General features: G+C 61.6%; 22 protein-coding genes. 14 read left to right on the top strand and 8 right to left on the bottom strand.

Annotation, left to right across the window (positions count from 1 at the left end; all coding sequences use genetic code 11):
* Positions 1 to 232 precede the first annotated feature (232 nt).
* The gene (locus AMK02_RS00785; protein WP_011423544.1) at positions 233 to 649 is read left to right on the top strand and encodes a MarR family winged helix-turn-helix transcriptional regulator; all 417 of its coding nucleotides are present in this window, start codon (positions 233 to 235) and stop codon (positions 647 to 649) included.
* 6 nt (positions 650 to 655) lie between these two features.
* Here the strand turns inward: AMK02_RS00785 and AMK02_RS00780 are convergent, their stop codons facing one another.
* Positions 656 to 3,043, bottom strand: a complete 2,388-nt coding sequence (locus AMK02_RS00780) for a bifunctional diguanylate cyclase/phosphodiesterase (RefSeq protein ID WP_064800248.1) — start codon at positions 3,041 to 3,043, stop codon at positions 656 to 658.
* Positions 3,044 to 3,253: 210 nt separating this feature from the next.
* Here AMK02_RS00780 and AMK02_RS00775 point away from each other — a divergent pair, with 210 nt between their 5' ends.
* From AMK02_RS00775 to AMK02_RS00750, 6 genes are all read left to right on the top strand, one after another.
* Positions 3,254 to 4,642: a dipeptidase gene (locus AMK02_RS00775; RefSeq protein ID WP_064800247.1), complete on the top strand. Its 1,389-nt coding sequence runs from the start codon at positions 3,254 to 3,256 to the stop codon at positions 4,640 to 4,642.
* Positions 4,643 to 5,040: 398 nt separating this feature from the next.
* Positions 5,041 to 5,727, top strand: coding sequence for an SH3 domain-containing protein (locus AMK02_RS00770; protein WP_064800246.1), 687 nt, complete (start codon positions 5,041 to 5,043; stop codon positions 5,725 to 5,727).
* Positions 5,728 to 6,260: 533 nt separating this feature from the next.
* Entirely contained in the window at positions 6,261 to 8,588 is a 2,328-nt protein-coding gene (locus AMK02_RS00765) for a transglycosylase domain-containing protein (protein WP_064800245.1), read from the top strand.
* Between the two features lie 280 nt (positions 8,589 to 8,868).
* On the top strand, positions 8,869 to 10,785 hold the full coding sequence (gene dnaK / locus AMK02_RS00760; protein WP_064800244.1) for a molecular chaperone DnaK: 1,917 nt from the start codon (positions 8,869 to 8,871) through the stop codon (positions 10,783 to 10,785).
* An 85-nt stretch (positions 10,786 to 10,870) separates the two neighbouring features.
* Positions 10,871 to 11,998: a molecular chaperone DnaJ gene (dnaJ, locus tag AMK02_RS00755; protein WP_064800243.1), complete on the top strand. Its 1,128-nt coding sequence runs from the start codon at positions 10,871 to 10,873 to the stop codon at positions 11,996 to 11,998.
* A gap of 361 nt (positions 11,999 to 12,359) precedes the next feature.
* The gene (locus AMK02_RS00750) at positions 12,360 to 12,560 is read left to right on the top strand and encodes a hypothetical protein (RefSeq protein ID WP_064805820.1); all 201 of its coding nucleotides are present in this window, start codon (positions 12,360 to 12,362) and stop codon (positions 12,558 to 12,560) included.
* Between the two features lie 122 nt (positions 12,561 to 12,682).
* On the opposite strand, the gene AMK02_RS00745 is transcribed toward AMK02_RS00750, so the two are convergent.
* The gene (locus AMK02_RS00745; RefSeq protein WP_064800242.1) at positions 12,683 to 13,048 is read right to left on the bottom strand and encodes a helix-turn-helix domain-containing protein; all 366 of its coding nucleotides are present in this window, start codon (positions 13,046 to 13,048) and stop codon (positions 12,683 to 12,685) included.
* Positions 13,049 to 13,427: 379 nt separating this feature from the next.
* Here AMK02_RS00745 and recF point away from each other — a divergent pair, with 379 nt between their 5' ends.
* From recF to AMK02_RS00730, 3 genes are read left to right on the top strand one after another with little or no spacing between them, the layout of a single operon-like run.
* Positions 13,428 to 14,552 carry a DNA replication/repair protein RecF gene (gene recF / locus AMK02_RS00740; protein ID WP_064805818.1) on the top strand — a complete coding sequence of 375 codons (1,125 nt, stop codon included), beginning with the start codon at positions 13,428 to 13,430 and terminating at the stop codon, positions 14,550 to 14,552.
* Positions 14,549 to 15,367: a molybdopterin-synthase adenylyltransferase MoeB gene (locus AMK02_RS00735; protein ID WP_064800241.1), complete on the top strand. Its 819-nt coding sequence runs from the start codon at positions 14,549 to 14,551 to the stop codon at positions 15,365 to 15,367. The genes recF and AMK02_RS00735 overlap by 4 nt, the downstream gene beginning before the upstream one ends.
* The gene (locus tag AMK02_RS00730; RefSeq protein ID WP_064800240.1) at positions 15,364 to 15,837 is read left to right on the top strand and encodes a GNAT family N-acetyltransferase; all 474 of its coding nucleotides are present in this window, start codon (positions 15,364 to 15,366) and stop codon (positions 15,835 to 15,837) included. The genes AMK02_RS00735 and AMK02_RS00730 overlap by 4 nt, the downstream gene beginning before the upstream one ends.
* Before the next feature lie 6 nt (positions 15,838 to 15,843).
* On the opposite strand, the gene AMK02_RS00725 is transcribed toward AMK02_RS00730, so the two are convergent.
* The gene (locus AMK02_RS00725) at positions 15,844 to 16,845 is read right to left on the bottom strand and encodes a 2-hydroxyacid dehydrogenase (RefSeq protein WP_064800239.1); all 1,002 of its coding nucleotides are present in this window, start codon (positions 16,843 to 16,845) and stop codon (positions 15,844 to 15,846) included.
* 185 nt (positions 16,846 to 17,030) lie between these two features.
* On the opposite strand from AMK02_RS00725, the gene AMK02_RS00720 reads away from it, so the two are divergent.
* Positions 17,031 to 17,570 (top strand): SH3 domain-containing protein, encoded by a 540-nt coding sequence (locus AMK02_RS00720; RefSeq protein ID WP_011423530.1) that lies wholly within the window; start codon positions 17,031 to 17,033, stop codon positions 17,568 to 17,570.
* Here AMK02_RS00720 and AMK02_RS00715 read toward each other — a convergent pair.
* Entirely contained in the window at positions 17,563 to 18,555 is a 993-nt protein-coding gene (locus AMK02_RS00715) for an adenosine kinase (protein WP_064800238.1), read from the bottom strand. The two genes, AMK02_RS00720 and AMK02_RS00715, sit on opposite strands and share 8 nt — an antisense overlap.
* Positions 18,556 to 19,062: 507 nt before the next feature.
* Between AMK02_RS00715 and AMK02_RS00710 the strand changes: the two genes are divergently transcribed.
* Positions 19,063 to 20,010: an AEC family transporter gene (locus AMK02_RS00710; protein WP_064800237.1), complete on the top strand. Its 948-nt coding sequence runs from the start codon at positions 19,063 to 19,065 to the stop codon at positions 20,008 to 20,010.
* Between the two features lie 72 nt (positions 20,011 to 20,082).
* Here the strand turns inward: AMK02_RS00710 and AMK02_RS00705 are convergent, their stop codons facing one another.
* Positions 20,083 to 20,649: a c-type cytochrome gene (locus AMK02_RS00705; RefSeq protein ID WP_064800236.1), complete on the bottom strand. Its 567-nt coding sequence runs from the start codon at positions 20,647 to 20,649 to the stop codon at positions 20,083 to 20,085.
* 153 nt (positions 20,650 to 20,802) lie between these two features.
* Between AMK02_RS00705 and AMK02_RS00700 the strand changes: the two genes are divergently transcribed.
* Complete coding sequence (locus AMK02_RS00700) at positions 20,803 to 21,558, top strand: 3-deoxy-manno-octulosonate cytidylyltransferase (RefSeq protein WP_064800235.1); 756 nt, start codon at positions 20,803 to 20,805, stop codon at positions 21,556 to 21,558.
* Between the two features lie 10 nt (positions 21,559 to 21,568).
* Complete coding sequence (locus AMK02_RS00695) at positions 21,569 to 22,423, top strand: prephenate dehydratase (RefSeq protein ID WP_064800234.1); 855 nt, start codon at positions 21,569 to 21,571, stop codon at positions 22,421 to 22,423.
* Between the two features lie 19 nt (positions 22,424 to 22,442).
* Here AMK02_RS00695 and AMK02_RS00690 read toward each other — a convergent pair whose 3' ends face one another.
* From AMK02_RS00690 to AMK02_RS00680, 3 genes are all read right to left on the bottom strand, one after another.
* Positions 22,443 to 22,811 carry a VOC family protein gene (locus AMK02_RS00690; RefSeq protein ID WP_064800233.1) on the bottom strand — a complete coding sequence of 123 codons (369 nt, stop codon included), beginning with the start codon at positions 22,809 to 22,811 and terminating at the stop codon, positions 22,443 to 22,445.
* A 126-nt stretch (positions 22,812 to 22,937) separates the two neighbouring features.
* Positions 22,938 to 23,198, bottom strand: coding sequence for a hypothetical protein (locus tag AMK02_RS00685; protein WP_064800232.1), 261 nt, complete (start codon positions 23,196 to 23,198; stop codon positions 22,938 to 22,940).
* Between the two features lie 143 nt (positions 23,199 to 23,341).
* Entirely contained in the window at positions 23,342 to 24,037 is a 696-nt protein-coding gene (locus tag AMK02_RS00680; protein WP_064800231.1) for a helix-turn-helix transcriptional regulator, read from the bottom strand.
* Positions 24,038 to 24,040 lie beyond the last annotated feature (3 nt).

Genomic DNA, 24,040 nt, shown 5'->3' with positions numbered 1-24,040 from the left:
TACCGGCTTGTCCCCCGCCGCATCAGGCTTGGACAAAGGCCTTATCCCCCTCTCCGGGCCTTTGTCCCCATTTTAAAGTCGCCATGGCCAACCTCCAGGTCATGGCGACTTTTGTTTTCCAGGTCTGCGCAGTTCCGATCGCGGCTTGCATTTTTTGGGGCATCCTCTGCGATTTGCTGCATTGTCTCCGGCACGGTTTTGAGCCTAACTTGCAATCATGGGATTTAACCGCATGGATTCGGGAGCTTACCTTGCCAGCCAGCTGGCGAAGGGTTTTGCCCGCTCGCTGCACCAGCGCGCGGTAGGGCTTGGTTTCTCTCCAGGCCAGTTTCCCATCCTGCTGGAACTCTGGGCCGAGGATGGCCTGACCCAGAAACAGCTTCTCGACCGAGTCGCTATCGAGCAGGCGACCATGGCCAATACGCTTTCGCGCATGGTCCGCGACGGGCTGATCGAACGCCGGCCGCATCCGTCCGACAAGCGGGCGCAGCTGATTTTCCTGACGCCGAAGGCCCGTGCCATGGAGGCTGAGGCGATCGAGACCGCGCGTGAGGCGGATCTGGCGCTGTTCAAAGGCTTTCGCGGATTCGAGCGCGAGCTGACGCTCGAATATATCCGCCGGCTGCTGGAAAACGCCAAGGCGCTCTGACCGAGCCTACTCCCAGGCAAGACGCGTCGGTCGCCGCCGCGCTATCGGCAGTGCGTCGGCGTCAGCCGTTGAGGACAAGAGGTCTTTACGGGCGGCGAGCTTGATGCTCGGTTCGATATCCGGCTTGCCGAGCAAAAAGCCCTGTATCTGGGCGCAGCCTTCTTCGACGACGATCTGGCGCTGCGTCTCGGTTTCGACGCCCTCCGTCACGACAGGCATGCCGAGGCTGTGGCCGAGGCCGATGATCGCGCGCACGATCGAACGTGACGCTGCGTCATGTTCCAGCATGCCGGTGAAGCTGCGGTCGACCTTGATCTTGTCGAACGGGAAGGTTCGCAGGTTGGAAAGCGAGGAAAAGCCGGTGCCGAAGTCGTCCATGACGATGTGAACACCCAGACTGCGCAGGCGCTGCAGCGTGGCCATCACCCGATCGCGGTCACGGATGAGAGCGGCCTCGGTGATTTCGATTTCCAGCCGGTCGGGCGCGAGCCTCGTTTCCTCGAGGATTGCCTCGATCCGCTCGCAAAGGTTCGGCAGCATGAACTGCACCGGCGAGACATTGACGGCGATCGTCAGCGGGTGCGGCCAGCGCGCAGCCTCTGTACAGGCCTCGCGCAGCACCCATTCGCCGAGCTGGACGATCGATCCGCTTTCCTCGGCGATCGGAATGAAGACGTCCGGCTCGCTGATGCCGTGCCCCGGCCGGTTCCAGCGCATCAAGGCCTCGTAACCGCTGACCTCGCCACTAAGTGCACCGTAAATCGGCTGATAGCTGACATGGATCTGATTGCGGGTGATGGCGTGGCGCAGTTCGCTTTCGATCTGGCGGCGGGCTCGCGTGGCCTCGTCCATTTCCGCATCGAAGAAACAGGCCTTGCCGCGGCCGCCGTGCTTGACCCGATAAAGTGCGATATCGGCATTGTTGCAGATCTCGTCCACATCTCGTCCGTCGGCCGGATAAAGGGCAATGCCGAGGCTGACGCCGACGGCCGTGGGGTCGCGTGCCGTATCCATCTCGGCGGCGAATTCGTCGAGGATCGCGGCTGCGAGCTTCTGCGCGGCCGCCGGTTGCTGTCCGGCGGGCTGAATGATGGCAAATTCATCGCCACCGAGACGGGCGATCGTATCGCTTTCATCGGCGACGCGCCGGAGAATCGAGGCAACCTTGCGAAGAATTCGGTCGCCCTCGGCATGGCCGAAAATATCGTTGACGCTCTTGAACCGATCGAGATCGATATAGAAGAGGGCCACCTTGCTGTTCTTTCGTTCGGCCATCTGCAGTGCCTGGCGGACGCGCGTATCGAACAACGACCGGTTCGGAAGATCGGTCAGAACATCGTGGTGGGCGAGATGTTCGATCATCTCCTCGGCCTGCCTGCGCTCCGTCAGATCGCGCACCGCCAGCACGTCACAATTGTGCCCGCGATAGACGATCCTGCTCGTGTTCACTTCGACGGCGATCTCCTTGCCGCTGCTGGTACTGAGCAAGGTCTCGCCGGGCCTGTTCTGCCCCTGGATGGCGGTCAAAGCAGCGGACGGCGCCTTGCCGACAAGATCGGCAAGCTTCCAGCCGGAAAGAGTTTGGAACCGTTCATTGGCATCGATGACCCTGCCTTCGCGCAGGATCAGCAGCCCTTCCTGCGAGGCATTGGCGAGCCCTCTCAGATCCGTCAGATGGCTGTCGATAAAGACTACCGCGATAGCGGTCAGAATGAGAGCTGTCGCCGCTACCACGACGATCGCTGCCAGCAGGCTGGTATCGAGCACCATCGCCGGGACCTCTTTGCCGGGATCCGGCACAAGCGTGATGCTTGCCATCGAAATGAAGTGGAGAGCGCAGATTGCAAGAACGAAGATGACGGACGAGGTGAGGAGCCGCCTCAGGCCGCTCCATTGGAAGAAAGCGTAGAAGGCAGCGCTCGACAGCAGCGCTCCCGCCAGAACCGCACTCAGCGTCATGTAGGGATCGTAAACGATGACCGCCTGTGTCTCGATCGCCTGCATACCGGTCAGGTGCATCGAGGCGATGCCGAGCGCCATCAGGACGCCGCCGCGGATGCGCGAAAACCTGCCGCGGCTCTCCGACGCGACGACGATCGCCGCCCACGAACCGACAACCGACAGGAGGAAGGAAAGCGCCGTCAGCCCCAGTTGGTAGCTGATCGGCATGCCGCCGTCATAGGCCAGCATCGCGATGAAGTGCGTTGCCCATACGCCTGTGCCGAAGGCGAAAGCCGAGGCGCCGATCCAGAGCTTGCGGCGCCCGGCATCGCATCCTTGAGCGCGCGAAAGCGGCAGCATCGCTGCCATCGCGCCGACCAGGCAAACCGCCGCCGCTGCCAGCACCAGCCGCCAATCGTGATCGTCCCGAATACATGTAATGACCGAAAACATCCGTCCCCCCGAACAGCTGAATTCTGTCAGGTTATTTAGGTTGTACTAAATAACTGTAAATTGAATTAGAAGCTTCTTCTATATTATCCGGCAATCTTCTTGCACCCGATCTGGATATGGCCACTTTCGCGCCGCCCATTTTGCTTTTCCGCCTCGCCTGCCTTCCTCGTTTGGTCTATCGTCCGGCCAAATTTCAAAAAGGAGTCGAAAATGACGGATCTACAACAGGTGCTTGCGCGCGCGGATCAGAACCTTTCCTCAAGCCTCGATAAGCTGTTCGAGCTTCTGCGCATCCAGTCGATTTCCACTGATCCCGTCTACAAGGCCGAATGCCGGAAGGCGGCCGAATGGCTGGTCGCCTATCTCGAAGGCCTCGGCTTTACCGCCTCGGTGCGTGACACACCGGGCCACCCGATGGTGGTCGCCCACCACGCCGGCGCTTCCGCCGACGCGCCCCATGTGCTTTTCTACGGCCATTACGACGTGCAGCCGGTCGACCCGATCGAGCTCTGGGAAAACGATCCCTTCGAGCCATCGATCAAGGATGTCGGTGATGGCCGCAAGATCCTGACCGGGCGCGGCACCTCCGACGACAAGGGCCAGCTGATGACCTTCGTCGAAGCCTGCCGCGCCTATAAGGAGATCAACGGCGCACTTCCCTGCCGCATCACCATTCTGTTCGAGGGCGAGGAGGAATCGGGCTCACCGTCCCTGAAGCCTTTCCTCGAAGCCAACGCCGCCGAACTCAAGGCCGATTATGCGCTTGTCTGCGATACCGGCATGTGGGACCGCGACACGCCGGCAATCGCCGCGGCACTCCGCGGCCTCGTCGGCGAGGAGGTGGTCGTGACGGCGGCCGACCGCGACTTGCATTCCGGCCTCTTCGGCGGTGCTGCGGCCAATCCGATCCATATTCTCGTCGAGGCGCTTGCCGGCCTGCATGACGAGACCGGGCGCATCACGCTCGAGGGCTTTTACGACGGCGTCGAGGAAACGCCCGACAACATCAAGGCGTCATGGGAGACGCTCGGCAAAACGGCCGAGAGCTTCCTCGGTGAAGTCGGCCTTTCCATTCCCTCCGGCGAAAAGGGCCGGTCGGTGCTGGAACTCACCTGGGCGCGGCCGACGGCCGAAATCAACGGCATCTGGGGCGGATATACGGGCGAAGGCTTCAAGACGGTCATCGCTGCCAAGGCCTCGGCCAAGGTTTCGTTCCGGCTCGTCGGTACCCAGGACCCGGCCGCTATCCGCGAGGCTTTCCGCAGCTATGTCAGGTCGAAAATTCCGGCCGACTGCTCGGTGGAATTCCATCCGCATGGCGGCTCGCCAGCGATTCATCTCTCCTATGATTCGCCTGTTCTGACCAAGGCGAAGACGGCGCTTTCCGACGAGTGGCCGAAACCTGCCATCGTCATCGGCATGGGCGGCTCGATCCCGATTGTCGGAGATTTCCAGAAGATGCTCGGCATGGAATCGCTACTCGTCGGCTTCGGCCTCGCCGATGACCGTATCCATTCGCCGAACGAGAAGTACGAGCTTGTCTCTTACCACAAGGGCATCCGCTCCTGGGTGCGGATCCTTCGGGCGCTCGCCGGCTAAACGCGATGGCAGGCCTTGTGGCCGGCCCGTCAAAATCAAAACAAAAGGCCGGTCGCCCGGCCTTTCGTCATCCGCTCGGCTCGGTGCCAGTTCATCCGTGGTCAAGGAGCAAGCGGGTATGCCGTCAGATTGCCGCCCGAAGGTTAACAGGCGGTTAACGGTGCTCTCATGAGGTACTCTCGATGGACCATGAGAGCGCGCACCCGAATGTGGCGCACAAATCTCCCCCCGTTCAAGCTGCGTTCATCGCGCTCGATCTATAAGGTGTTGAAAGACAAAGCGAATGATGACGCCCTAACAAATGCCGGCGATCGCTCTATCTTTTGTTCCAGATGGCATATGCCAAGGAAACGCAGCCGAGCGCTGCCTGAAAAACACGCCAACGAGGAGTGAGAAGCGTGAGAAACCTCATCGTCAAAATAGCCGCGGCCGCGCTGCTTGTGCTGGCTCCGGCAATAGCGCAGGCCGCCGAGGGATACTCGACGGCCAACGTCAACATGCGCGCGGGTCCGAGCACCCGGTACCCGGCCGTCGCCGTCATACCGGCCGGTTCGTCCGTCGAAATCCGTGGATGCCTTTCCAACGTCAACTGGTGCGACGTCGAATTCTACGGCGGCCGCGGCTGGGTCTCCGGCCAGTACGTGCAGGCCGTCTACCAGCAACGCCGTGTCTATGTCGGTCCGCAATATTACCGTCCGCTCGGCATTCCCATGGTTACCTTCAGCGTCGGCAATTATTGGGACCGCTACTACCGCGGCCGCGATTTCTATCGCGAGCGTGACCGCTGGAGCCGCGGCCCGGACTATTATTATCGCGACCGGGACTACCGGGATCGGGATTACCGGCGGGAGTATCGGGATCGGGATTATCAGGTCCGCGAGTACCGGGATCGTGACCGCGACCGGCGCGACGACGCCCGAAGGGAGGAACGCCGCAGAGAGGTCCGCAGGGATGACGGCAACAGGAGTTCGGATTTCCGCGATCTGCCGCAGTTCAGAGGCGGGAAGGCCGACACCTACAATCATCCGGATCCAAGGGCTTCGCCTTTCGTCTGCCGCCCGGGCGATCCCTCCTGCGGCGACTGAAATATCGTGGGCGGCGGCAATGCCGCCCTTTCTGCACAGAATCGCTGGAAAGCGGAGCCACGAAAAAGCCCGGCGCTCCTTGGGGGGATGCACCGGGCCTGATGTCGATCGGCACGCGTTGAGGGGAGACGGCCGATCATTCGCGGGACGTGAGGGGCTGTCCCGCTTCTCCGTAAACAGCCGTCGAGCCTATTGGTTCCGCTCGCAGCGTAATTCTTTAAATCAGCATTCTATTTGATTGCTGCAACGCCTCCGGGGTCTGTGGTCATGACCTGCGCGGCTCGACAGCGCGACCCACCTCACTCGTTGTCCTTTAACACCCCGTTAAATCGCCGCAATTACAGTTCAGTCGGATGATCACGTCGCCCGCTGCATAGTTCCTTAAATCGAAATCAGTTTAAGGACAAAATTATGCAGCACTTCAAAGGTGCTACAGCGTCCTTCGCGCGTCTGAAGAGACACCCGGCGCTATAACAGGACGCCGTTATGCGAAGTGGGCTTCGCGATCGAACAGGGGATGCGACCGGTCCGCGATGGCAGGCAGAGGCAAATCAGGCGACAGAATCGAACCGTCCTTCAGCGGCCGCCCGGTCCGCGACGATGATGAATTTTCGCTCGACGCCGATGACCGCGTCATCGGAAGCAGATCCGTGCGGCGTGGCGGCTCCAAGCCCCCGCCGCAGCGTGCCGCCCGCCAGCGGCGGCGTGAGCCGCGGGAGCGTGAAGGCGGCGGCCTTTTCGGCTTCCTGCGCGGCGTGGTCTACTGGTGCGTCGTGCTTTTCATCTGGGCCGGCATCGGCGTTGCAGGGCTTGTCCTCTATTACGGCTCGCGCATGCCGAGCGCCAGCACATGGGCGATCCCCGAGCGGCCGCCGAACGTCAAGATCACCGCCGTCGACGGCAGCGTCATTGCCAATCGCGGCGCCACCGGCGGCGAGGCGCTGTCGCTCGAAAACATGTCGCCCTATATTCCCGAAGCCGTCATCGCCATCGAAGACCGGCGTTTTTATTCGCATTTCGGTGTCGATCCGCTCGGCCTCGGGCGGGCGATCGTCACCAATTTCACGGCCGGCCACATGGTGCAGGGCGGTTCGACGCTGACGCAACAGCTTGCCAAGAATCTCTTCCTCTCTCCCGAGAGAACGCTGGAACGCAAGGTGCAGGAGGTGCTGCTGGCGCTCTGGCTGGAGCAGAAATACACCAAGGACCAGATCCTTGCGATGTATCTCAACCGGGTGTTTTTCGGATCGAACGCCTATGGCGTCGAGGCGGCCTCACGCCGCTATTTCAACAAATCGGCGCGGGATGTGAACCTTGGCGAGGCCGCGGTGCTGGCCGGCCTGCTCAAGGCGCCGTCGCGGCTTTCGCCGGCCCGCGACGCGGAAGCGGCGAATGCGCGCGCCCAGCTCGTGCTCGCGGCGATGCGCGAGCAGGGTTTCATCACCGATTCCGAGGTCAAAACAGCGATGTCGCAGACCCCGGCTTCGGCCAAGAGCTACTGGTCAGGCGCCGGGCATTATGTCGCCGATATGGTCATGGACGAATTGCCGGGCCTGATCGGCGACGTCAAGGAAGATATCGTCGTCGATACGACGATCGACAAATCGCTGGAGAAGAAGGCCGAGCAGTCGCTGGTCGACGTGCTCGACAAGGAGGGCGGCAAGCTCGACGCCTCGCAGGCGGCGCTGGTCTCGATCGACGGCACCGGGGCGATCCGGGCACTCGTCGGCGGCAGGGACTATGCGACGAGCCAGTTCAACCGCGCCGTCAAGGCCAAGCGCCAGCCGGGATCTTCGTTCAAACCCTTCGTCTATACCGCGGCGCTGGAAAAAGGGCTGACGCCTTTTTCGGTGTTCAACGACGCGCCGATCCGCATCGGCGACTGGACGCCGGAGAATTACGAGAAGAAATACAATGGCGAAGTGACGCTCGCCACCGCGCTCGCCAAGTCGCTGAACACGGTGGCCGCGCAGCTGGTGATGTATGACGGGCCGGATCAGGTGATCAAACTCGCCCACCGGCTCGGGATCGAAAGCGAGCTGCAGCCGAACGCCTCGATTGCGCTCGGGACGTCCGAAGTGTCGCTGATGGAACTGACCGCCTCCTATGCCGCCTTCATGAACGGCGGCTACAAGGCGACGCCGCACGTCATCCGCCGGGTGACGACCGCCGAGGGCAAGGTTCTCTACGAAAATACCTATGACAGTCCGCCGCGCGTGCTTTCCGAGCAGATCGCCGCGCAGATGAATACGATGATGATGGGCGTCATCGAAAACGGCACCGGCAAGAGTGCCAAGATTCCCGGCTGGCAGGCGGCGGGCAAGACCGGCACGACGCAGAATTCCCGCGACGCGCTGTTCGTCGGCTTCACCAGCAACCTCACGACAGGCGTCTGGTTCGGCAATGACGACGGCAAGCCGATGAAGAAGGTGACCGGCGGCGGTCTTCCTGCCAAGGCCTGGAAGGAATTCATGATCGCCGCCCACAAGGGCCTTTCGCCGGCGCCGCTCTTCGGCAACGGCCAGCTGATCGACAATCCGAACAGCGGTCAGCCGATGGCGCAGGCAGCGCCCGACGGCGGGCAGCCGGTCACGGCCGAAGTGCCGCCGACGACGACGATCGGCGGCATCATATCAGGCGTCTTCGGCGGCGGCGAGAATGCCGAGCGCTATCCGCAGGCGCCTGTCCGGCAGCAGCGCGCAAGCCCCGGAAACGGCCCTGTCCCTCCTGCAGACGTTGCCGAAGGCGGCGGTTCAGGCTACGACGACATCGTGCCGCCCGGCGATGTCGGTGGGTCGCAGACGACCTCTTCGGTGCAGCCCCGGCGCACGACCCTGCTCGATCTGATCATGGGTCAATGAGATTCCGTGCTGCATGCCCGGCGCAAGCCATATATCCTAGAAATCGCACGCTTTCCGGGGATCGGGCGACCTCTTTCCGGGCTGCTGCGAAAATTGAAGGCAACACATTCGTTTTGCTGGATTCCGGGCTATTTCCCGCCTTGCAGTCGAGAAAACCGCTCCTTATATACGCCGCATCACCGCAATCACGATTGCGTAATCACGTAGACCCATCCCGTAAGGGGCTGTCAGGGAAATGCCTTCTGGGGGTTCCGACAGCTTGCTTCAAGGAGAGAATGACATGGCAAAAGTAATTGGTATCGACCTTGGAACGACGAATTCCTGCGTCGCAGTCATGGACGGCAAGGACGCAAAGGTCATCGAGAATGCGGAAGGTGCGCGCACGACCCCTTCCATGGTGGCCTTTTCAGATGATGGCGAGCGCCTCGTCGGCCAGCCGGCCAAGCGCCAGGCGGTCACCAACCCGACGAACACGCTCTTTGCGGTGAAGCGCCTGATCGGCCGCCGCTACGAAGACCCGACCGTCGAGAAGGACAAGCATCTCGTTCCCTTCACCATCGTCAAGGGCGACAATGGCGACGCCTGGGTCGAAGCCAATGGCAAGGGCTACTCGCCCGCACAGATTTCCGCGATGATCCTTCAGAAGATGAAGGAAACCGCCGAATCCTATCTCGGCGAAAAGGTCGAGAAAGCCGTCATCACCGTTCCCGCCTACTTCAACGACGCGCAGCGCCAGGCAACCAAGGATGCCGGCAAGATCGCCGGTCTTGAAGTGCTGCGTATCATCAACGAGCCGACCGCTGCCGCTCTCGCCTACGGCCTCGACAAGAAGGACGGCAAGACGATCGCCGTCTACGACCTTGGCGGCGGCACCTTCGATATTTCGATCCTTGAGATCGGCGACGGCGTCTTCGAAGTGAAGTCCACCAACGGCGACACCTTCCTCGGCGGTGAAGACTTCGACATGCGTCTCGTCGAATATCTCGTTGCCGAATTCAAGAAGGACAACGGCATCGACCTGAAGAACGACAAGCTTGCCCTGCAGCGCCTCAAGGAAGCCGCGGAAAAGGCCAAGATCGAGCTGTCGTCCTCGCAGCAGACCGAAATCAACCTGCCGTTCATCACGGCCGACGCCTCCGGCCCGAAGCACCTGACGCTGAAGCTGACCCGTGCCAAGCTCGAGAGCCTGGTCGACGATCTGGTCCAGCGTACGATCGCGCCCTGCAAGGCAGCCCTCAAGGACGCCGGCGTCACCGCTGCCGAAATCGACGAAGTGGTTCTGGTCGGCGGCATGAGCCGCATGCCGAAGGTGCAGGAAGTCGTCAAGCAGCTGTTCGGCAAGGAGCCGCACAAGGGCGTCAACCCGGATGAAGTAGTTGCGCTCGGCGCCGCCATCCAGGCCGGCGTTCTGCAGGGCGACGTCAAGGACGTTCTGCTGCTCGACGTCACTCCGCTGTCGCTCGGCATCGAAACGCTCGGCGGTGTCTTCACCCGTCTGATCGAACGCAACACGACGATCCCGACGAAGAAGAGCCAGACCTTCTCGACCGCGGAAGACAACCAGCAGGCCGTCACCATCCGCGTTTCGCAGGGCGAGCGCGAAATGGCTGCCGACAACAAGCTGCTCGGCCAGTTCGACCTCGTCGGCCTGCCGCCGTCGCCGCGCGGCGTGCCGCAGATCGAAGTCACCTTCGACATCGATGCCAACGGCATCGTGCAGGTTTCGGCCAAGGACAAGGGCACCGGCAAGGAACAGCAGATCCGCATCCAGGCTTCCGGCGGCCTTTCCGACGCGGACATCGAAAAGATGGTCAAGGATGCCGAATCCCATGCTGCCGAAGACAAGAAGCGCCGCGAGACCGTAGAAGCCAAGAACCAGGCCGAAAGCCTGATCCATTCGACGGAAAAGTCGCTGAAGGATTACGGCGACAAGGTCTCCGAAGCCGACCGCACTGCCATCTCGGATGCGATCGCCGCGCTGAAGTCCTCGACCGAGGCAACCGAAGCCGACGCCGAAGACATCAAGGCCAAGACCCAGACGCTCATGGAAGTTTCCATGAAGCTCGGCCAGGCGATCTATGAAGCACAGCAGGCCGAAGGTGGCGCTGCTGCCGATGCCTCCGCGGAAGGCGGCGACAATGTCGTCGACGCCGACTACGAGGAAATCAAGGACGACGACCGCAAGAAGTCCGCGTAATCCGCGGCGGCGTGGTTATGCTTCAACACCTGATCCGGCTGCTCACCATGGCAGCCGGAAATCCATTTCCGGGGTTTAATCCTTAATGGCAAAAGCGGACTTTTACGAAACTCTGGGTGTAGCCAAATCGGCGGACGAGAAAGAGCTGAAGAGCGCCTTCCGAAAGCTGGCGATGAAATATCACCCGGACAAGAACCCGGATGACAAGGAAGCCGAACGGAAGTTCAAGGAAATCAACGAAGCCTATGAAATGCTCAAGGACCCGCAGAAGCGGGCAGCCTATGATCGCTATGGCCACGCAGCCTTTGAGCACGGCGGCATGGGCGGCGGTGGCGGCGGATTTGCCGGCGGCGGCTTCTCCGACATCTTCGAGGATATTTTCGGCGAGATGATGGGCGGCGGACGGGCGCGCCAGCGCTCTGCGGGAGGCCGCGAGCGCGGCGCCGATCTTCGCTATAATATGGAAATAACGCTGGAAGAGGCTTTCTCCGGCAAGACGGCGCAGATCCGGGTGCCCACCTCGATCACCTGCGACGTCTGTTCGGGTTCGGGCGCCAAGCCCGGCACACAGCCTAAGAACTGCGGTACCTGCCAGGGCTCGGGCCGCGTGCGCGCGGCGCAGGGCTTCTTCTCGATCGAGCGGACCTGCCCGACCTGCCACGGCCGCGGCCAGATCATTCCCGATCCGTGTCCGAAATGCCACGGCCAGGGCCGGGTGACGGAAGAGCGGTCGCTCTCCGTCAATATTCCCGCCGGCATCGAGGACGGCACGCGCATCCGCCTGCAGGGCGAGGGCGAAGCCGGGGCCCGCGGCGGACCGGCCGGCGATCTTTATATCTTCCTGTCGGTGAAGCCGCATGAATTCTATCAGCGCGACGGAGCTGACCTCTATTGCGCCGTGCCGATCTCGATGACGACGGCGGCTCTCGGCGGAACCTTCGACGTGGCGACGCTCGACAGTACCAAATCGCGGGTGAGCGTGCCGGAGGGCACGCAGGCTGGCAAACAGTTCCGCCTCAAGGGCAAGGGCATGCCGGTGCTGCGTTCGGCGCAGACGGGCGATCTCTATATCCAGATCCAGATCGAGACACCGCAAAAGCTCACCAAGCGCCAGCGCGAGCTGCTGCAGGAATTCGAGCAGATTTCTTCCAAGGAGAACAATCCGGAGTCGACGGGTTTCTTTGCCCGGATGAAGGAATTCTTCGAAGGCTGATCTGTCGGTCGATAGGTAATCGCGAAAGCCGGGGACGGAAACGTCTCCGGCTTTTTTGCTCGCGCAAATCCTGATTTGGGACAGAGGCAGTTGATGCCAGGCGATCTGTTCAGATCCGCCGCGCAATCTGTTCCAGATCGACACGGTGCCCGATCGTAAAAGGAACTTGCGTTAACGCAGCCCGATGATGCCGCTTGCAAGTTTTTCAAATGACTTCAATCTTTGCCGTCAGTGCATGACCCAGGAGATCGGAATCGATATCAGCAAGGTGATGCACAGTTTCAAAGCGACAGAGCGTTTCCAGCGCGTCCCATTGGACGCAGGCGCTCTAACTGGGACCACCGAAGCAAGAGTATCCATCATGGCGCCAGCCTTTTCCTCTCAGTCCGACGATGTCGACGTTCTCGCCGGCGCCATCTACACATGGTGTGCCGAGCGCAATATCAAGCTTCGCAGCCAGCAGGGCCTTTCCATCGCCAGTATCGCGATCGACCTTTACCACGCCGGCCACCAGACGCAGGACGAGCTGCTGACGGCGTTGCATGGGTGCGAGATTCACTGATTCACCAGCGCGTCGCGAAATGCTTCTACCGCTGGGAACAGGCAGCCCCGACAGGTTCGAAGGTCATCCCTATCTGAAGATAGTCTTGCCTTTCTCGAGGTCAGCTGACCGCTTCAGCGGAGTCAAGCGGCGTTATCGACCGCATCGCCGCTCATGAGTGTCAGGATGGTCTTGACCGCTTCCTTGCCTGCCGCCGAGTTCAGCTTGTCGTAGCTCAGTGCAAGGGCATAGGCATCAGGACTGAGTTCGATACGGCCGCCGAATTCCGATATATCCGTCCCCTCGAAGAGGGCGGAGATCTCGACACCGAGAAAAACCGCGATCTGATGCAGCTTGCTGGCTGAAACGCGGTTCGTTCCCTTTTCATATTTCTGGATCTGCTGAAAAGTCAGCCCGAGTGCTTCACCGAGCTCGAGCTGGGAAACGCGACGAATGGCGCGAAGCTGTCTGATGTTGCGACCAACAATGATATCGACCGGATCTGGCACTTCACCACTCTCTTATACATGAACCTTTTGTTCACCATATCGTTTTCCCGAGATAACGCAACCCACTAGTTGCAAAATTCAACCGACTTTTTCTGGACATCACGTTACGTCAGCAGCCACCGAAGAATGTCGCAGAAGCCCTGCCATGCAGGCAATCCGAGAGCGCCGACGATGACCGTCGTCGGTGAGCACGCTAATGTCGGACGCCTCTGATGCGGTTGTATTTTTTGCGGATTTTGGGAAAACAGTACCGGAACGTTCCGGAATCGATCGTATTTGCTATTTGTCCGGTGAAGCGCGCGATCGCGGCCCGAAGCAGCGAGCTTGCCATCCGCGCCGCTTCGGCTTAGCTGTCACGCTTCACGAATACGGATACGCAATGCCGCATAAGGTTTCTCTTTCCCGTCTGAAGCTGACGGACTTCCGCAATTATGCGGCCGCGAGCCTTAGTCTCGACGGTCGGCATGCCGTGCTGACCGGAGACAATGGCGCCGGCAAGACCAATCTCATGGAGGCGGTCTCGCTGCTTTCGCCTGGCCGCGGCCTGCGCCGAGCCGCCTATGGCGACATTACCCGTGTCGGCGCGGCCGGTGGCTTTTCGATCTTCGCAGCGCTCGACGGCATGGAGGGCGAAGTCGAGATAGGAACCGGCATAGAAGCGGGCGAGGAGACCACAGCCCGCCGGCTTCGCATCAACGGCACCCCGGCAAAAACCGCCGACGAATTGACCGATCACCTGCGTCTTCTCTGGCTGACACCGGCAATGGACGGGCTCTTTACCGGCGCCTCCTCCGACCGCCGGCGCTTTCTCGACCGGCTGGTGCTGTCGCTGGATCCCGCCCACGGCCGCCGCGCCAGCGATTTCGAGCGCGCCATGCGCAGCCGCAACAAGCTGCTGGACGAAGGCCGTTTCGACCCTTCCTGGCTTGCGGGAATCGAAGAACAGATGGCAAGTCTCGGCATCGCCATGGCGCTCGCCCGCCAGGAGATGCTCGGCCTATTGACCCGGCTGACCGAGGAAACACTGGAGAGCTCGCCTTTCCCGTCTGCCTCACTGCAGCTCTCGGGTTTCATGGACGGCCAGTTCTCGCGCCCATCGGTCGACCTCGAGGACGACTACGCGGCGATGCTCGCCGAAAGCCGCTACCGCGATGCCGGTGCGGGGCGCACGCTGGAGGGACCGCACCGGACCGATCTCATCGTCCACCACCGCGAAAAGGCGATGGAGGCGGAGCGGTGTTCCACCGGCGAGCAGAAAGCGCTGCTTGTCGGGCTGGTGCTTGCCCATGCGCGGCTCGTCGGCAATCTTACCGGTCATGCGCCGATCCTGCTGCTCGACGAGATCGCCGCGCATCTCGATGAGAACAGGCGCGCCGCGCTGTTCGACCTCATCGACGGACTCGGCGGTCAGGCCTTCATGACCGGAACGGATCGGGGAATGTTCTTGGCCCTTGGCGACAGGGCGCAGTTCTTTACGGTTGCGGACGGAAGGGTGTTCGGATGAGGGAGACAGCTTTTCCCGATGTCGAGGACCATGCTACCATCGCCGCCATGGAACCTCTCAGCCCCGATGAAATCGCCCGGTATCAACGCCATATCCTGCTACCCGAAATCGGCGGCGCAGGCCAGCAGAAACTCAAAGCCGCCCGCGTGCTGGTGATCGGCGCCGGCGGGCTCGGTGCGCCGATCCTGCAATATCTCGCCGCCGCCGGTATCGGCACGCTCGGCATCGTCGACGACGACCGGGTGTCGCTATCCAATCTGCAGCGCCAGGTGATCCATGATTCCGGCACGATCGGCGAGCTGAAAACCGAAAGCGCCGCCTTGGCCATTGCCAGGCTCAACCCGCATGTGCGGCTCATCCGCTTCGAGGAACGCTTTTCTCGCGAGACTGCCCGGCGTCAATTATCCGGTTTCGATTTCCTGATCGACGGCTCCGACAATTTCGATACGCGTTATGCCGCGGCCGATGCGGCGGAGGAAGCACTTATTCCGCTCGTCACCGGCGCCGTCGGCCGTTTCGACGGTTCACTGACGGTGCTAAAACCTTATGAGACGGCCGAGGACGGAGCGCCCAACCCAGGCTATCGCGACCTGTTTCCCGAGCCACCCCCGGCGGGTCTGATTCCCAGCTGCGCCGAAGCCGGCATTATCGGCGCGCTCACCGGCGTCATCGGCACGATGATGGCGATGGAGGCGATCAAGCTCATCACCGGCGCCGGCGAGCCGCTGATCGGGCGACTGCTGCTTTACGACGCACTCTCGGCCCGGTTCGAAACCGTGCGCTACAAGCGCCGCCGCACCAGGCAGGCCGGATGACGATTATCCGCCTCGATCCGAGTTTCACGCGCTGGGACGAGCTGCTCGCCCTCATCCTTGCGGCCTTCGCTTCGATGAACGGCAGGATCGATCCGCCGTCCTCGGCGCTCAGTCTGACAGCGGAGGTGCTGGCGGCAAAGGCGGAGGCTGAGATCGGCCATGTCGTCATCGAAGATGGCAAACTGACCGGCTGCCTGTTTCTGCGGCCGGAGGCCGATTGTCTCTATGTCGGCAAGCTCGCCGTTCTGCCGGCAGCGCAAGGCAAAGGCCTCGGCAGGCGTTTGCTGGCAGTTGCCGAGGAGACGGCCGCAGAATTCGGCCTTGCCGCCTTGCGGCTGGAGACACGCATCGAGCTTACCGACAATCACGCCGTCTTTGCCGCCTGGGGCTTTTCCAAAACCGCCGAGAAGGCGCATCCCGGTTTTGCCAGGACGACCTTCATCGAGATGCGGAAGAGCCTTGGACGCTGACGCGCGTCAGCGGCCAGGCAGCACCCGATTCGGCGGCCTGTGGCCATCGATGAAGGTGCGGATATTGATGATGACCTTGTCGCCCATGTCGATCCGGCCTTCGATTGTCGCCGAGCTCATATGCGGCAGCAGCACGACCTTGCCCTCGTTGGCGAGCTTGACGAGCTTCGGATTAACGGCCGGCTCGTTCTCGAAGACGTCGAGGCCGGCGCCGGCGATCTTGCCCTCCCTCAGGCACTTGATCAGCGCGGTTTCATCGACGACGTCACCGCGCGCCGTATTGACGAGATAGGCCGTCGGCTGCAGCAGCGCCAGGCGGCGCGCCGAAATCAGGTGAAAGGTCGCCGGCGTCGAGGGGCAGTTGATCGAGACGATGTCGACGCGGGCCAGCATCTGGTCGAGGCTTTCCCAATAGGTTGCCTCCAACTCATCCTCGACGGCCGGATTGACGCGCTTGCGGTTGTGGTAGTGAATCGCAAGACCAAAAGACTTGGCGCGGCGGGCCACGGCTGTGCCGATTCGCCCCATGCCGACGATGCCGATCCGCTTGCCGTGAATGCGCCGGCCGAGCATCCAGGTGGGAGACCAGCCGGCCCACTCGCCCGGCTTGTCGGTCAGGATCCGCGCCCCTTCGCCGAGCCGCCTCGGAACCGCGAGAATCAGCGCCATCGTCATGTCGGCAGTGTCCTCGGTCAGGACGTTCGGCGTGTTGGTGACGGTGATGCCCTTGCGCGCCGCCGCCTCGACGTCGATGTGGTCGGTGCCGTTGGAGAAGCTGGCAATCAGCTTCATCTGCGGTCCCGCCTCATCGATCAGCGCCGCATCGATGCGATCGGTGACCGTCGGCACCAGCACGTCGGCGGTCCGCACAGCGGCGATAAGCTCGGGAACGGAGCGCGGCGCGTCATCGATGTTCAGCTCGGCATCGAAGAGCTCCCGCATTCGGGTTTCGACGGCATCCGGCAGCTTGCGGGTGATGTAGACCTTCGGTTTTTTCTTCGCTGTCATGGCCGCCTGCGATGCCTTGTTCAGAGGTCTTTAACCAAGAGGGGTGATAATTTTCCCGTTCCGGGCAATTTCTACCAGACCCGCACGCGAAGACAAACAAAACTCGTGGTGCAGCCGGGGAATGTCAAAGCCCGGACCGCGTGCAGGCCGAGCTTGCCCGCGAATTCGAGCAAACGGAAGCCTCCATGCGCAGCAAAGTCCTGAAGTCCTGCCTCGCCCTCGCGATCGCTCTGGCCGCATCCATGGGAACCTTAGAATTTGCTCATGCGCAGGCGGCCAAGGGGCCGAGCGGCCTGCCATTGCCGCGCTTCGTCACATTGAAATCGAAGCGCGTCAACCTGCGCATCGGCCCCGGAACGGACTTCGCCGTATCGTGGATGTATCTGAAGTCCGGACTGCCGGTGGAAATCATCCAGGAATACGACAATTGGCGCCGCATCCGCGATGCCGACGGCACTGAAGGCTGGGTCAATCAGTCGCTTCTATCAGGCCAGCGCGCGGCGATCGCCGCACCCTGGATGAAGACGAAGGGCAAGGGGGTCTATGTCAATCTGCGCCGCGAGGCGCAGCCCTCCGCCTCGATCGTCGCCAAGCTCGAACCCGGCGTGATGCTGACGATCGGCGAATGCAACGGCGATTGGTGCCACGCAGAGACCGACGGCGCCGCGGGCTGGGTGGCGCAGTCGGAAATCTGGGGCGCCTATCCCGGCGAAGCCTTCAAATAAGCCCCGCCTGTTTGGCGGCCTCGGAAAGCGAGGTCATCGGGCGTGGGCCGATCTGCTGAATGACTATGCCGGCGGCGAGACAACCGAGCTTGCCGCAATCCTCGAGCGACCGTCCCTGCGTGTAGCCATAGAGGAAGCCGGAGGCAAACAGGTCGCCGGCGCCCGTTGTATCGACGACTTCCCGGATCCTGATCGCATTGACGTAATAACGCTCCCGGCCCTTCAGGATGACGGCGCCGTTCTCGCTCATCGTCACGGCGGCGATCTTGCAGTCCGCGGCAATCCTGTTCAGCGCCTCTTCGAAATCGTCGGTCTGATAAAGCGACAGCGCCTCCTGGCGATTGGCAAAGACGATATCGACCTTGCCGGAGCGCATCAGATCGAGGAACTCGCCGCGATACCGGTCGACGCAGAAACTGTCGGACAGCGTCATCGACATTTCCCGGCCGTGTTGATGGGCGATGCGGGCGCAATCGAGAATCGCCTCCTTGGCGCGCGGCGGATCCCACAGATAACCTTCGAAATAGGTGACCTTGGCATCGGCAACGACATCGGCCTCGACATCCTCAGGACCGAGTTCGACGCAGGCGCCGAGATAGGTATTCATCGAACGCTCGCCATCTTCGGTGACGAAGATCATCGAACGCGCCGTCGGCGGGAAGGTGCCCTTCGGCTTCGTCTGATAGTGGACACCCTGGGCGCGGATATCGTGGGTGAAGATGTCTCCGAGCTGATCTGCGGCGACATTGCCGAAATAGGCGGCTTTGCCGCCGAGATTGGCAACGCCCGCCGCCGTGTTGCCGGCGCTGCCGCCGGAGGCTTCCAGTGCCGGTCCCATGCGCGAATACAAGAGTTCGGCGCGTTCGGCGTCGATGAGGTTCATCGCCGCCTTGGTGATCTGGTTGTCAATGAGGAACTGGTCGTTGCAACGGGCGATGATATCCACGATTGCGTTGCCGACCGTCAGAACATCGAATCTTGTCATGAAATGGGGGGTCCCGGATTTGTGATAGCCGGGGTTCGGTCTTAGCGAAATTTCCGGGGTTTGGAAGGACAAATGGTGAATGGCGCATCTATTTCTTCGCAAAAGTGCCGCTTATCCGTCATGCCGCTGTCATCTTCGAAATCTAGAAATACTCGCAGGAACACCGGCATGAGCAGCTTTCAGTTGCAGCCGGGCGCCCGAGGGATGATTCCTTCGACTTACCGGCGCGATGCTGACCACGGATGAACTGGCAGCTTCGCGATTCGGGTATCCGGCAAGGCCGGAGCGGAAAAGCGGGCAGTGCCCGCTTTTTTTGCTCTGCGGAGAATTCCGCGGCCGGAGCGGGCGGCGTTTGCCTGCTGCTCGAGCGCGGTGCGTCCGTGGGGCGCACAAAGGACGCTCTCACTCTTTAAATCTGCGCATCGGGCTTACCGAAAATCGATTCCGATTTTCGGGCCGATGCTGTAGAGGTCGGATACTCCCCTCCCCCGCAGAGCATCCCGCCTCATGTCAGCCATCATTCTCGACGTCCTTCCCATCTTCATCCTGATCCTCATCGGCTGGGTGATCGTTCGCAGCGGCCTGATGACGTCGAATGTCGGCGACGCGCTCAGCGAATTCGTCTTCAAGATCGCCGTGCCGCTTCTGCTCTTCCGCACCATCGCCGAGGCGGATTTCCACGGCGCCTCGCCTTTCCGGCTCTGGATCGTCTATTTCTCCGGCGTCGCCATCACCTGGACGGCCGGGCATATCGCCGCCACGCGGCTTTTCGGCCGCGACGAACGGATCGGCGTTCTCGCCGGCGTTTCCTCAGCCTTCGCCAATAACGTCTTCATCGGGCTGCCGCTCGTTCAGCGGACCATCGGCGACGAAGGGCTGGTAGCGTTGTCGATCCTGCTTGCCGTGCATCTGCCTGTCATGATGGTCGCCGGCACAGTGCTGATGGAGCATGCGGAGCGCAAGATCGCGGGCAAAAGCGACCGCAGCATGGTGTTCGTGCTTCGCCAGATCGTCATCAATCTCATACGCAATCCGCTGGTGATCGGGCTTGCGGCCGGCATGGCCATGCATCTTTCCGGCCTTACCATGACGGCGACGCTGGCGACGGTCGTCAATCAGATCGCCGGCATTGCCGGTCCGGCGGCGCTGATCTCGCTCGGGATGGCGCTGGAGAGATACGGCGTCTCCGGCAATTTCGGCATTGCCAGCGTCACCTCGAGCTTAAAGCTGCTGCTGCTGCCCGGTTGCGTCTGGGCGGCGAGCCATCTCCTCGGCCTCAGCCCTGAATGGACGGCAGCGATCGTGCTGACCTCGTCGGTGCCGACAGGCGTCAACGCCTGGCTGATCGCCAACCGGTTCGGCGTCGGTCACAGCCTCGCCGCCTCGACGATCACGGTGACAACGGCGCTCGGCGCCATCACGGTCTCGCTCTGGGCTTATTTCCTGGGGGCCTGAGCGGGTCTCGGCATAATAAGAAAAGCCCGGCTTGCGAGCCGGGCTTTTCCATGAATGCGATCATCCTGCCGTTCACTGCGTGGCCGTCTTCGGATCCGGCAGCGGCACCGGCGAATCGGCAAGCGTGTGCAGGTAGAGGATGACGTTGGCGCGGTCCTGATCCTTCGGAAGACCGGCGAAGCCCATTGCGGTGCCGGGAACGTCCTTCTTCGGCGCCGTCAGGAACTTGTTGAGGTTCTCAAAAGTCCACTTCTCGCTGCTGCCCTTGGAGAAATCCTTCATCGCAGAGGAATAGGCGAAGCCTTCATGCGAGGCGATCGGACGATCTACGACACCAAAGAGGTTCGGACCGACCTTGTTCGGTCCGCCTTTGGTGCCGTCATGACAGGCCTGACACTTCTTGAAGACCGCTTCACCGGCCTTGGCATCTGCAGACGCGAGCAACTGCGCGATCGGAACGGCAGCAGCGGCCGGCGCAGCTTCCCCACCGGCGGCAGGCGCCTCTTCGGCAACGATCGCGAAACCTTCCTTCTCCGGCGCTTCGGAATGGAAGATCCCCTCGGACGCGATGGAGACCGACATCAGAACGAAAATCGTTCCGAGCAGCGCCCCCACGGCCGTATTGACGTATGAATTCATCTGCAATGCTCCCCTTGCAGCCGGCAGACCAGAACCGGACCATCTTGAAATCGCGCGGAACCTATGTCTTTTGACTGTTCGTTGCAACTGTCTAAATGGTCTTATGCGTGAGACTTTTTGACACTTTTCAGCCCGGAATAGAAGGCCCGAACAATGCGTGATTCAAATTTCGACGACGTGCTCGTATTGATCCCGGCACGAATGGCCTCCACTCGGCTTCCGGGCAAGCCGCTCGCCGATATTTGCGGACTGCCGATGATCGTGCAGGTGGCGATGCGCGCAAAAGAAGCCGAAATCGGCCGGGTCGTCGTCGCCGTCGACGACCCGCAAGTGTTCGATACCGTGGCCGCCGCCGGTTTCGAAGTCGTCATGACCAGCAAGGATCATCAATCCGGCTCGGACCGCATCTTCGAGGCGTTGAAGAAAGTCGATCCGGACGGCAAGGCGAAGTTCATCGTCAACGTCCAGGGCGACCTGCCGACAATCGAGCCGGAAACGGTGCGGGCGGCCTTGCGCCCCCTCGAGAACGAAGCGGTCGATATCGGCACGTTGACCATCGAAATCGATAATGAGGAGGACAAGACCGCGCCGCACATCGTCAAGGTCATCGGTTCGCCGATTTCCGACACCCGCCTGCGCGGCCTCTACTTCACTCGCGCGACGGCGCCTTACGGCAAGGGGCCGCTGTACCATCATATCGGCCTTTATGCCTATCGGCGCGCTGCGCTCGAACGGTTCGTGTCGCTCGGCCCGTCGACGCTTGAAAAGCGCGAATCGCTGGAGCAGCTGCGGGCACTGGAGGCCGGCATGCGCATCGATGCCGAGATCGTTGACACGGTTCCGCTCGGTGTCGATACTCCGGCCGACCTCGAAAAAGCGCGACGCATTCTCTCTGCACGGCAGAACTGACGGGACTATCATGAACATCAAGACCAACAGGATCGCCTTCCAGGGCGAATTCGGCGCCAATTCCGACATGGCCTGCCGCGACATGTTTCCGACGATGGAGCCGCTGCCCTGCCAGACTTTCGAGGATGCCTTCACGGCGGTGGACAATGGCGACGCCGATATTGCGATGATCCCGATCGAGAACACGATTGCCGGCCGCGTCGCCGATATCCATCATCTGCTGCCGGAATCGCGGCTGCATATCATCGGCGAATATTTCATGCCGATCCGCTTTCAGCTGATGGTGCTGCCCGGAGTCACCAAGGATGAGATCCGCACGGTGCACAGCCATATCCATGCGCTCGGCCAGTGCCGCAAGATCGTGCGCGCTCACGGCTGGAAGCCTGTCATCGCCGGCGATACGGCAGGCGCTGCAAAACTCGTGAAGGAAACCGGCGATCGCTCGATGGCCGCACTTGCTCCGCGCCTTGCCGCCGATCTCTACGGGCTGGAGATCGTTGCCGAGAATGTCGAAGATACGGAAAACAACGTCACCCGTTTCGTGATCCTGTCCCGCGATGAGGAATGGGCGCAACGCAATTCGGCTGAGGAAAAGGTCGTCACCACCTTCGTCTTCAACGTTCGCAACATTCCGGCCGCGCTCTACAAGGCGCTCGGCGGGTTTGCGACGAACAACATCAACATGACGAAGCTCGAAAGCTATCAGCTCGGCGGAAAATTCGTGGCAACGCAATTCTACGCCGATATCGAGGGCCACCCGAACGATCCGAACGTTCGCCGGGCATTGGAGGAGCTGCGTTTCTTCTCCGAAAAGGTGCGAATCCTCGGCGTCTACAAGGGGCATGTGATGCGAGGCCTGCTTTAATAGGCCTCGCGCTCTCTCATTATTTATCCGGCTCGCAGACGCGCAGCCGATGCCCGTCCGGGTCGAGTACGACGAAGGTCGGGCCGAAATCGAGTTCGGTCAGGTCCTGGGCAATCGGCAGACCGCGCTGACGCCAGTCATCATATTGCCTGGCGACGGCATTTTCTCCCGCCAGCATGAAGGCCACTTCGCCTCGATTGCCAATCGCCGATGGCTGCGGCTCGACCTTGCTGCGCCGCCAGAGACCAAGGGTGAAGCCGCCATCGAGCGGGAAGGCGACGAAATTCGGCGCCTCCACGGCCGGCTCGCGGTTCAGGAGGTTCCGGTAGAAGTTGGCGCTTTCGGCCGGATCCTTGACATAGAGGATTATCAGATTGGGGCTGGTCATTTCGGTTCTCCCGTTGCTGTAAGTTTGTCTGCGAGATCTCCTGCTGCCAATTTATGGCAGCAGGAAACAAAAGGCGTTGCGAAAGCAACGCCCGTTCTCGTCAAGTGGATGAGCTGGAAATCAGGTTTAGAGCGGGAACCGGTCCTGGAGGCGTGGGTTGCGCCCATCCATGAAACCGAGGTCGCGCTTGCGGGAATCCGGTATGGCTTCGACATCGAGTTTTGGGCGGCTTGCCGCGGGGATCCGAAAAAGGCTCATAGCCAGGCGCAGCAGCCCGGAGCGTGCCGACTGCCGAACGTCGGCAAAAGTTTCGGCCGAAATGATATCGGCAAAACTATCGGAAGCGAAGCGATCGCCGGCCTGTTGAATGACTGGAGGCGTTACCATGATCAGTACTCCTTCCCTGGCGCATCGGCACGATGCGCAAAACCTGGATGTCACAGCGTCCTTGCGCGTCCGAAGACGCGCGGCGCTGTAGTGGATTGGCACTGATAATAACGCTCCCTGCTGACAGTTTCTGGCAGCAGTGTTCAGCTCTCGAGCGGCACGTCCTGCGTCTCGCGCCATTCCTTTAGGAGCACCGTACGGCGACGGGGATAACGCGTCTCATGGACCGCCATATCGATGATGCGATCGGTGCGGAAATGGCGGAAATCCTGGCGCAGTTCGCACCAGGCCATGATGATGCGCACATGCTCGAAATAACCGAGCGCGAAGGGCCAGACACGGCGGCGGGAGATCCGGCCCTGTTCGTCGCCGTAATGCAGTTCGAGCACGCGCTCCAGACGGATCGCCTTGCGGATAGCCGAAACATCAGCGCTGTCCTCGTCCTGGCGCTTGCGGCCAACGAAGAGTGTCGCCGAATCGACCATTTCACGCATGTCGGCCGGCAGCACGGCGGCGATCTTCGCGAGTGCATCGGCGCCGGCGCCGGCAAGGCGCGGCTCGGCGGCGCGGGCCACCCAGCGCGAACCGAGCACCAAGGCTTCCAGCTCTTCTTCGGAAAACATCATCGGCGGCAGCATGAAGCCGGGCTTCAGCACATAACCGATGCCCGCCTCGCCTTCGATCATCGCGCCCTGAGCCTGCAGGCTGGCAATGTCGCGATAGAGCGTGCGCAGGCTGACGCCGGTTTCCCGGGCAAGAACAGTTCCGGTCACCGGCCGCCGATAACGCCGAAGCGTCTGGAGCAGCGTCAGCAGCCGTTCCGAGCGGGCGACCGGCATGGC

The sequence above is a fragment of the Rhizobium sp. N731 genome, from assembly GCF_001664145.1.
GTDB classification, from domain to species: domain Bacteria; phylum Pseudomonadota; class Alphaproteobacteria; order Rhizobiales; family Rhizobiaceae; genus Rhizobium; species Rhizobium esperanzae.
The sequence above is the reverse complement of the archived record's forward strand: the minus strand, read 5'-3'. Positions and strand labels throughout refer to the sequence as shown.

Bases quoted from the DNA above. Each gene is read 5' to 3' on its own strand.
- AMK02_RS00785 (WP_011423544.1), top strand. From the start codon at position 233: ATGGATTCGGGAGCTTACCTTGCCAGCCAGCTGGCGAAGGGTTTTGCC.
- AMK02_RS00780 (WP_064800248.1), bottom strand. From the start codon at position 3,043: ATGTTTTCGGTCATTACATGTATTCGGGACGATCACGATTGGCGGCTG.
- AMK02_RS00775 (WP_064800247.1), top strand. From the start codon at position 3,254: ATGACGGATCTACAACAGGTGCTTGCGCGCGCGGATCAGAACCTTTCC.
- AMK02_RS00765 (WP_064800245.1), top strand. From the start codon at position 6,261: ATGGCAGGCAGAGGCAAATCAGGCGACAGAATCGAACCGTCCTTCAGC.
- dnaK (WP_064800244.1), top strand. From the start codon at position 8,869: ATGGCAAAAGTAATTGGTATCGACCTTGGAACGACGAATTCCTGCGTC.
- dnaJ (WP_064800243.1), top strand. From the start codon at position 10,871: ATGGCAAAAGCGGACTTTTACGAAACTCTGGGTGTAGCCAAATCGGCG.
- AMK02_RS00750 (WP_064805820.1), top strand. From the start codon at position 12,360: ATGGCGCCAGCCTTTTCCTCTCAGTCCGACGATGTCGACGTTCTCGCC.
- recF (WP_064805818.1), top strand. From the start codon at position 13,428: ATGCCGCATAAGGTTTCTCTTTCCCGTCTGAAGCTGACGGACTTCCGC.
- AMK02_RS00735 (WP_064800241.1), top strand. From the start codon at position 14,549: ATGAGGGAGACAGCTTTTCCCGATGTCGAGGACCATGCTACCATCGCC.
- AMK02_RS00730 (WP_064800240.1), top strand. From the start codon at position 15,364: ATGACGATTATCCGCCTCGATCCGAGTTTCACGCGCTGGGACGAGCTG.
- AMK02_RS00725 (WP_064800239.1), bottom strand. From the start codon at position 16,845: ATGACAGCGAAGAAAAAACCGAAGGTCTACATCACCCGCAAGCTGCCG.
- AMK02_RS00720 (WP_011423530.1), top strand. From the start codon at position 17,031: ATGCGCAGCAAAGTCCTGAAGTCCTGCCTCGCCCTCGCGATCGCTCTG.
- AMK02_RS00715 (WP_064800238.1), bottom strand. From the start codon at position 18,555: ATGACAAGATTCGATGTTCTGACGGTCGGCAACGCAATCGTGGATATC.
- AMK02_RS00710 (WP_064800237.1), top strand. From the start codon at position 19,063: ATGTCAGCCATCATTCTCGACGTCCTTCCCATCTTCATCCTGATCCTC.
- AMK02_RS00705 (WP_064800236.1), bottom strand. From the start codon at position 20,649: ATGAATTCATACGTCAATACGGCCGTGGGGGCGCTGCTCGGAACGATT.
- AMK02_RS00700 (WP_064800235.1), top strand. From the start codon at position 20,803: ATGCGTGATTCAAATTTCGACGACGTGCTCGTATTGATCCCGGCACGA.
- AMK02_RS00695 (WP_064800234.1), top strand. From the start codon at position 21,569: ATGAACATCAAGACCAACAGGATCGCCTTCCAGGGCGAATTCGGCGCC.
- AMK02_RS00690 (WP_064800233.1), bottom strand. From the start codon at position 22,811: ATGACCAGCCCCAATCTGATAATCCTCTATGTCAAGGATCCGGCCGAA.
- AMK02_RS00685 (WP_064800232.1), bottom strand. From the start codon at position 23,198: ATGGTAACGCCTCCAGTCATTCAACAGGCCGGCGATCGCTTCGCTTCC.
- AMK02_RS00680 (WP_064800231.1), bottom strand. From the start codon at position 24,037: ATGCCGGTCGCCCGCTCGGAACGGCTGCTGACGCTGCTCCAGACGCTT.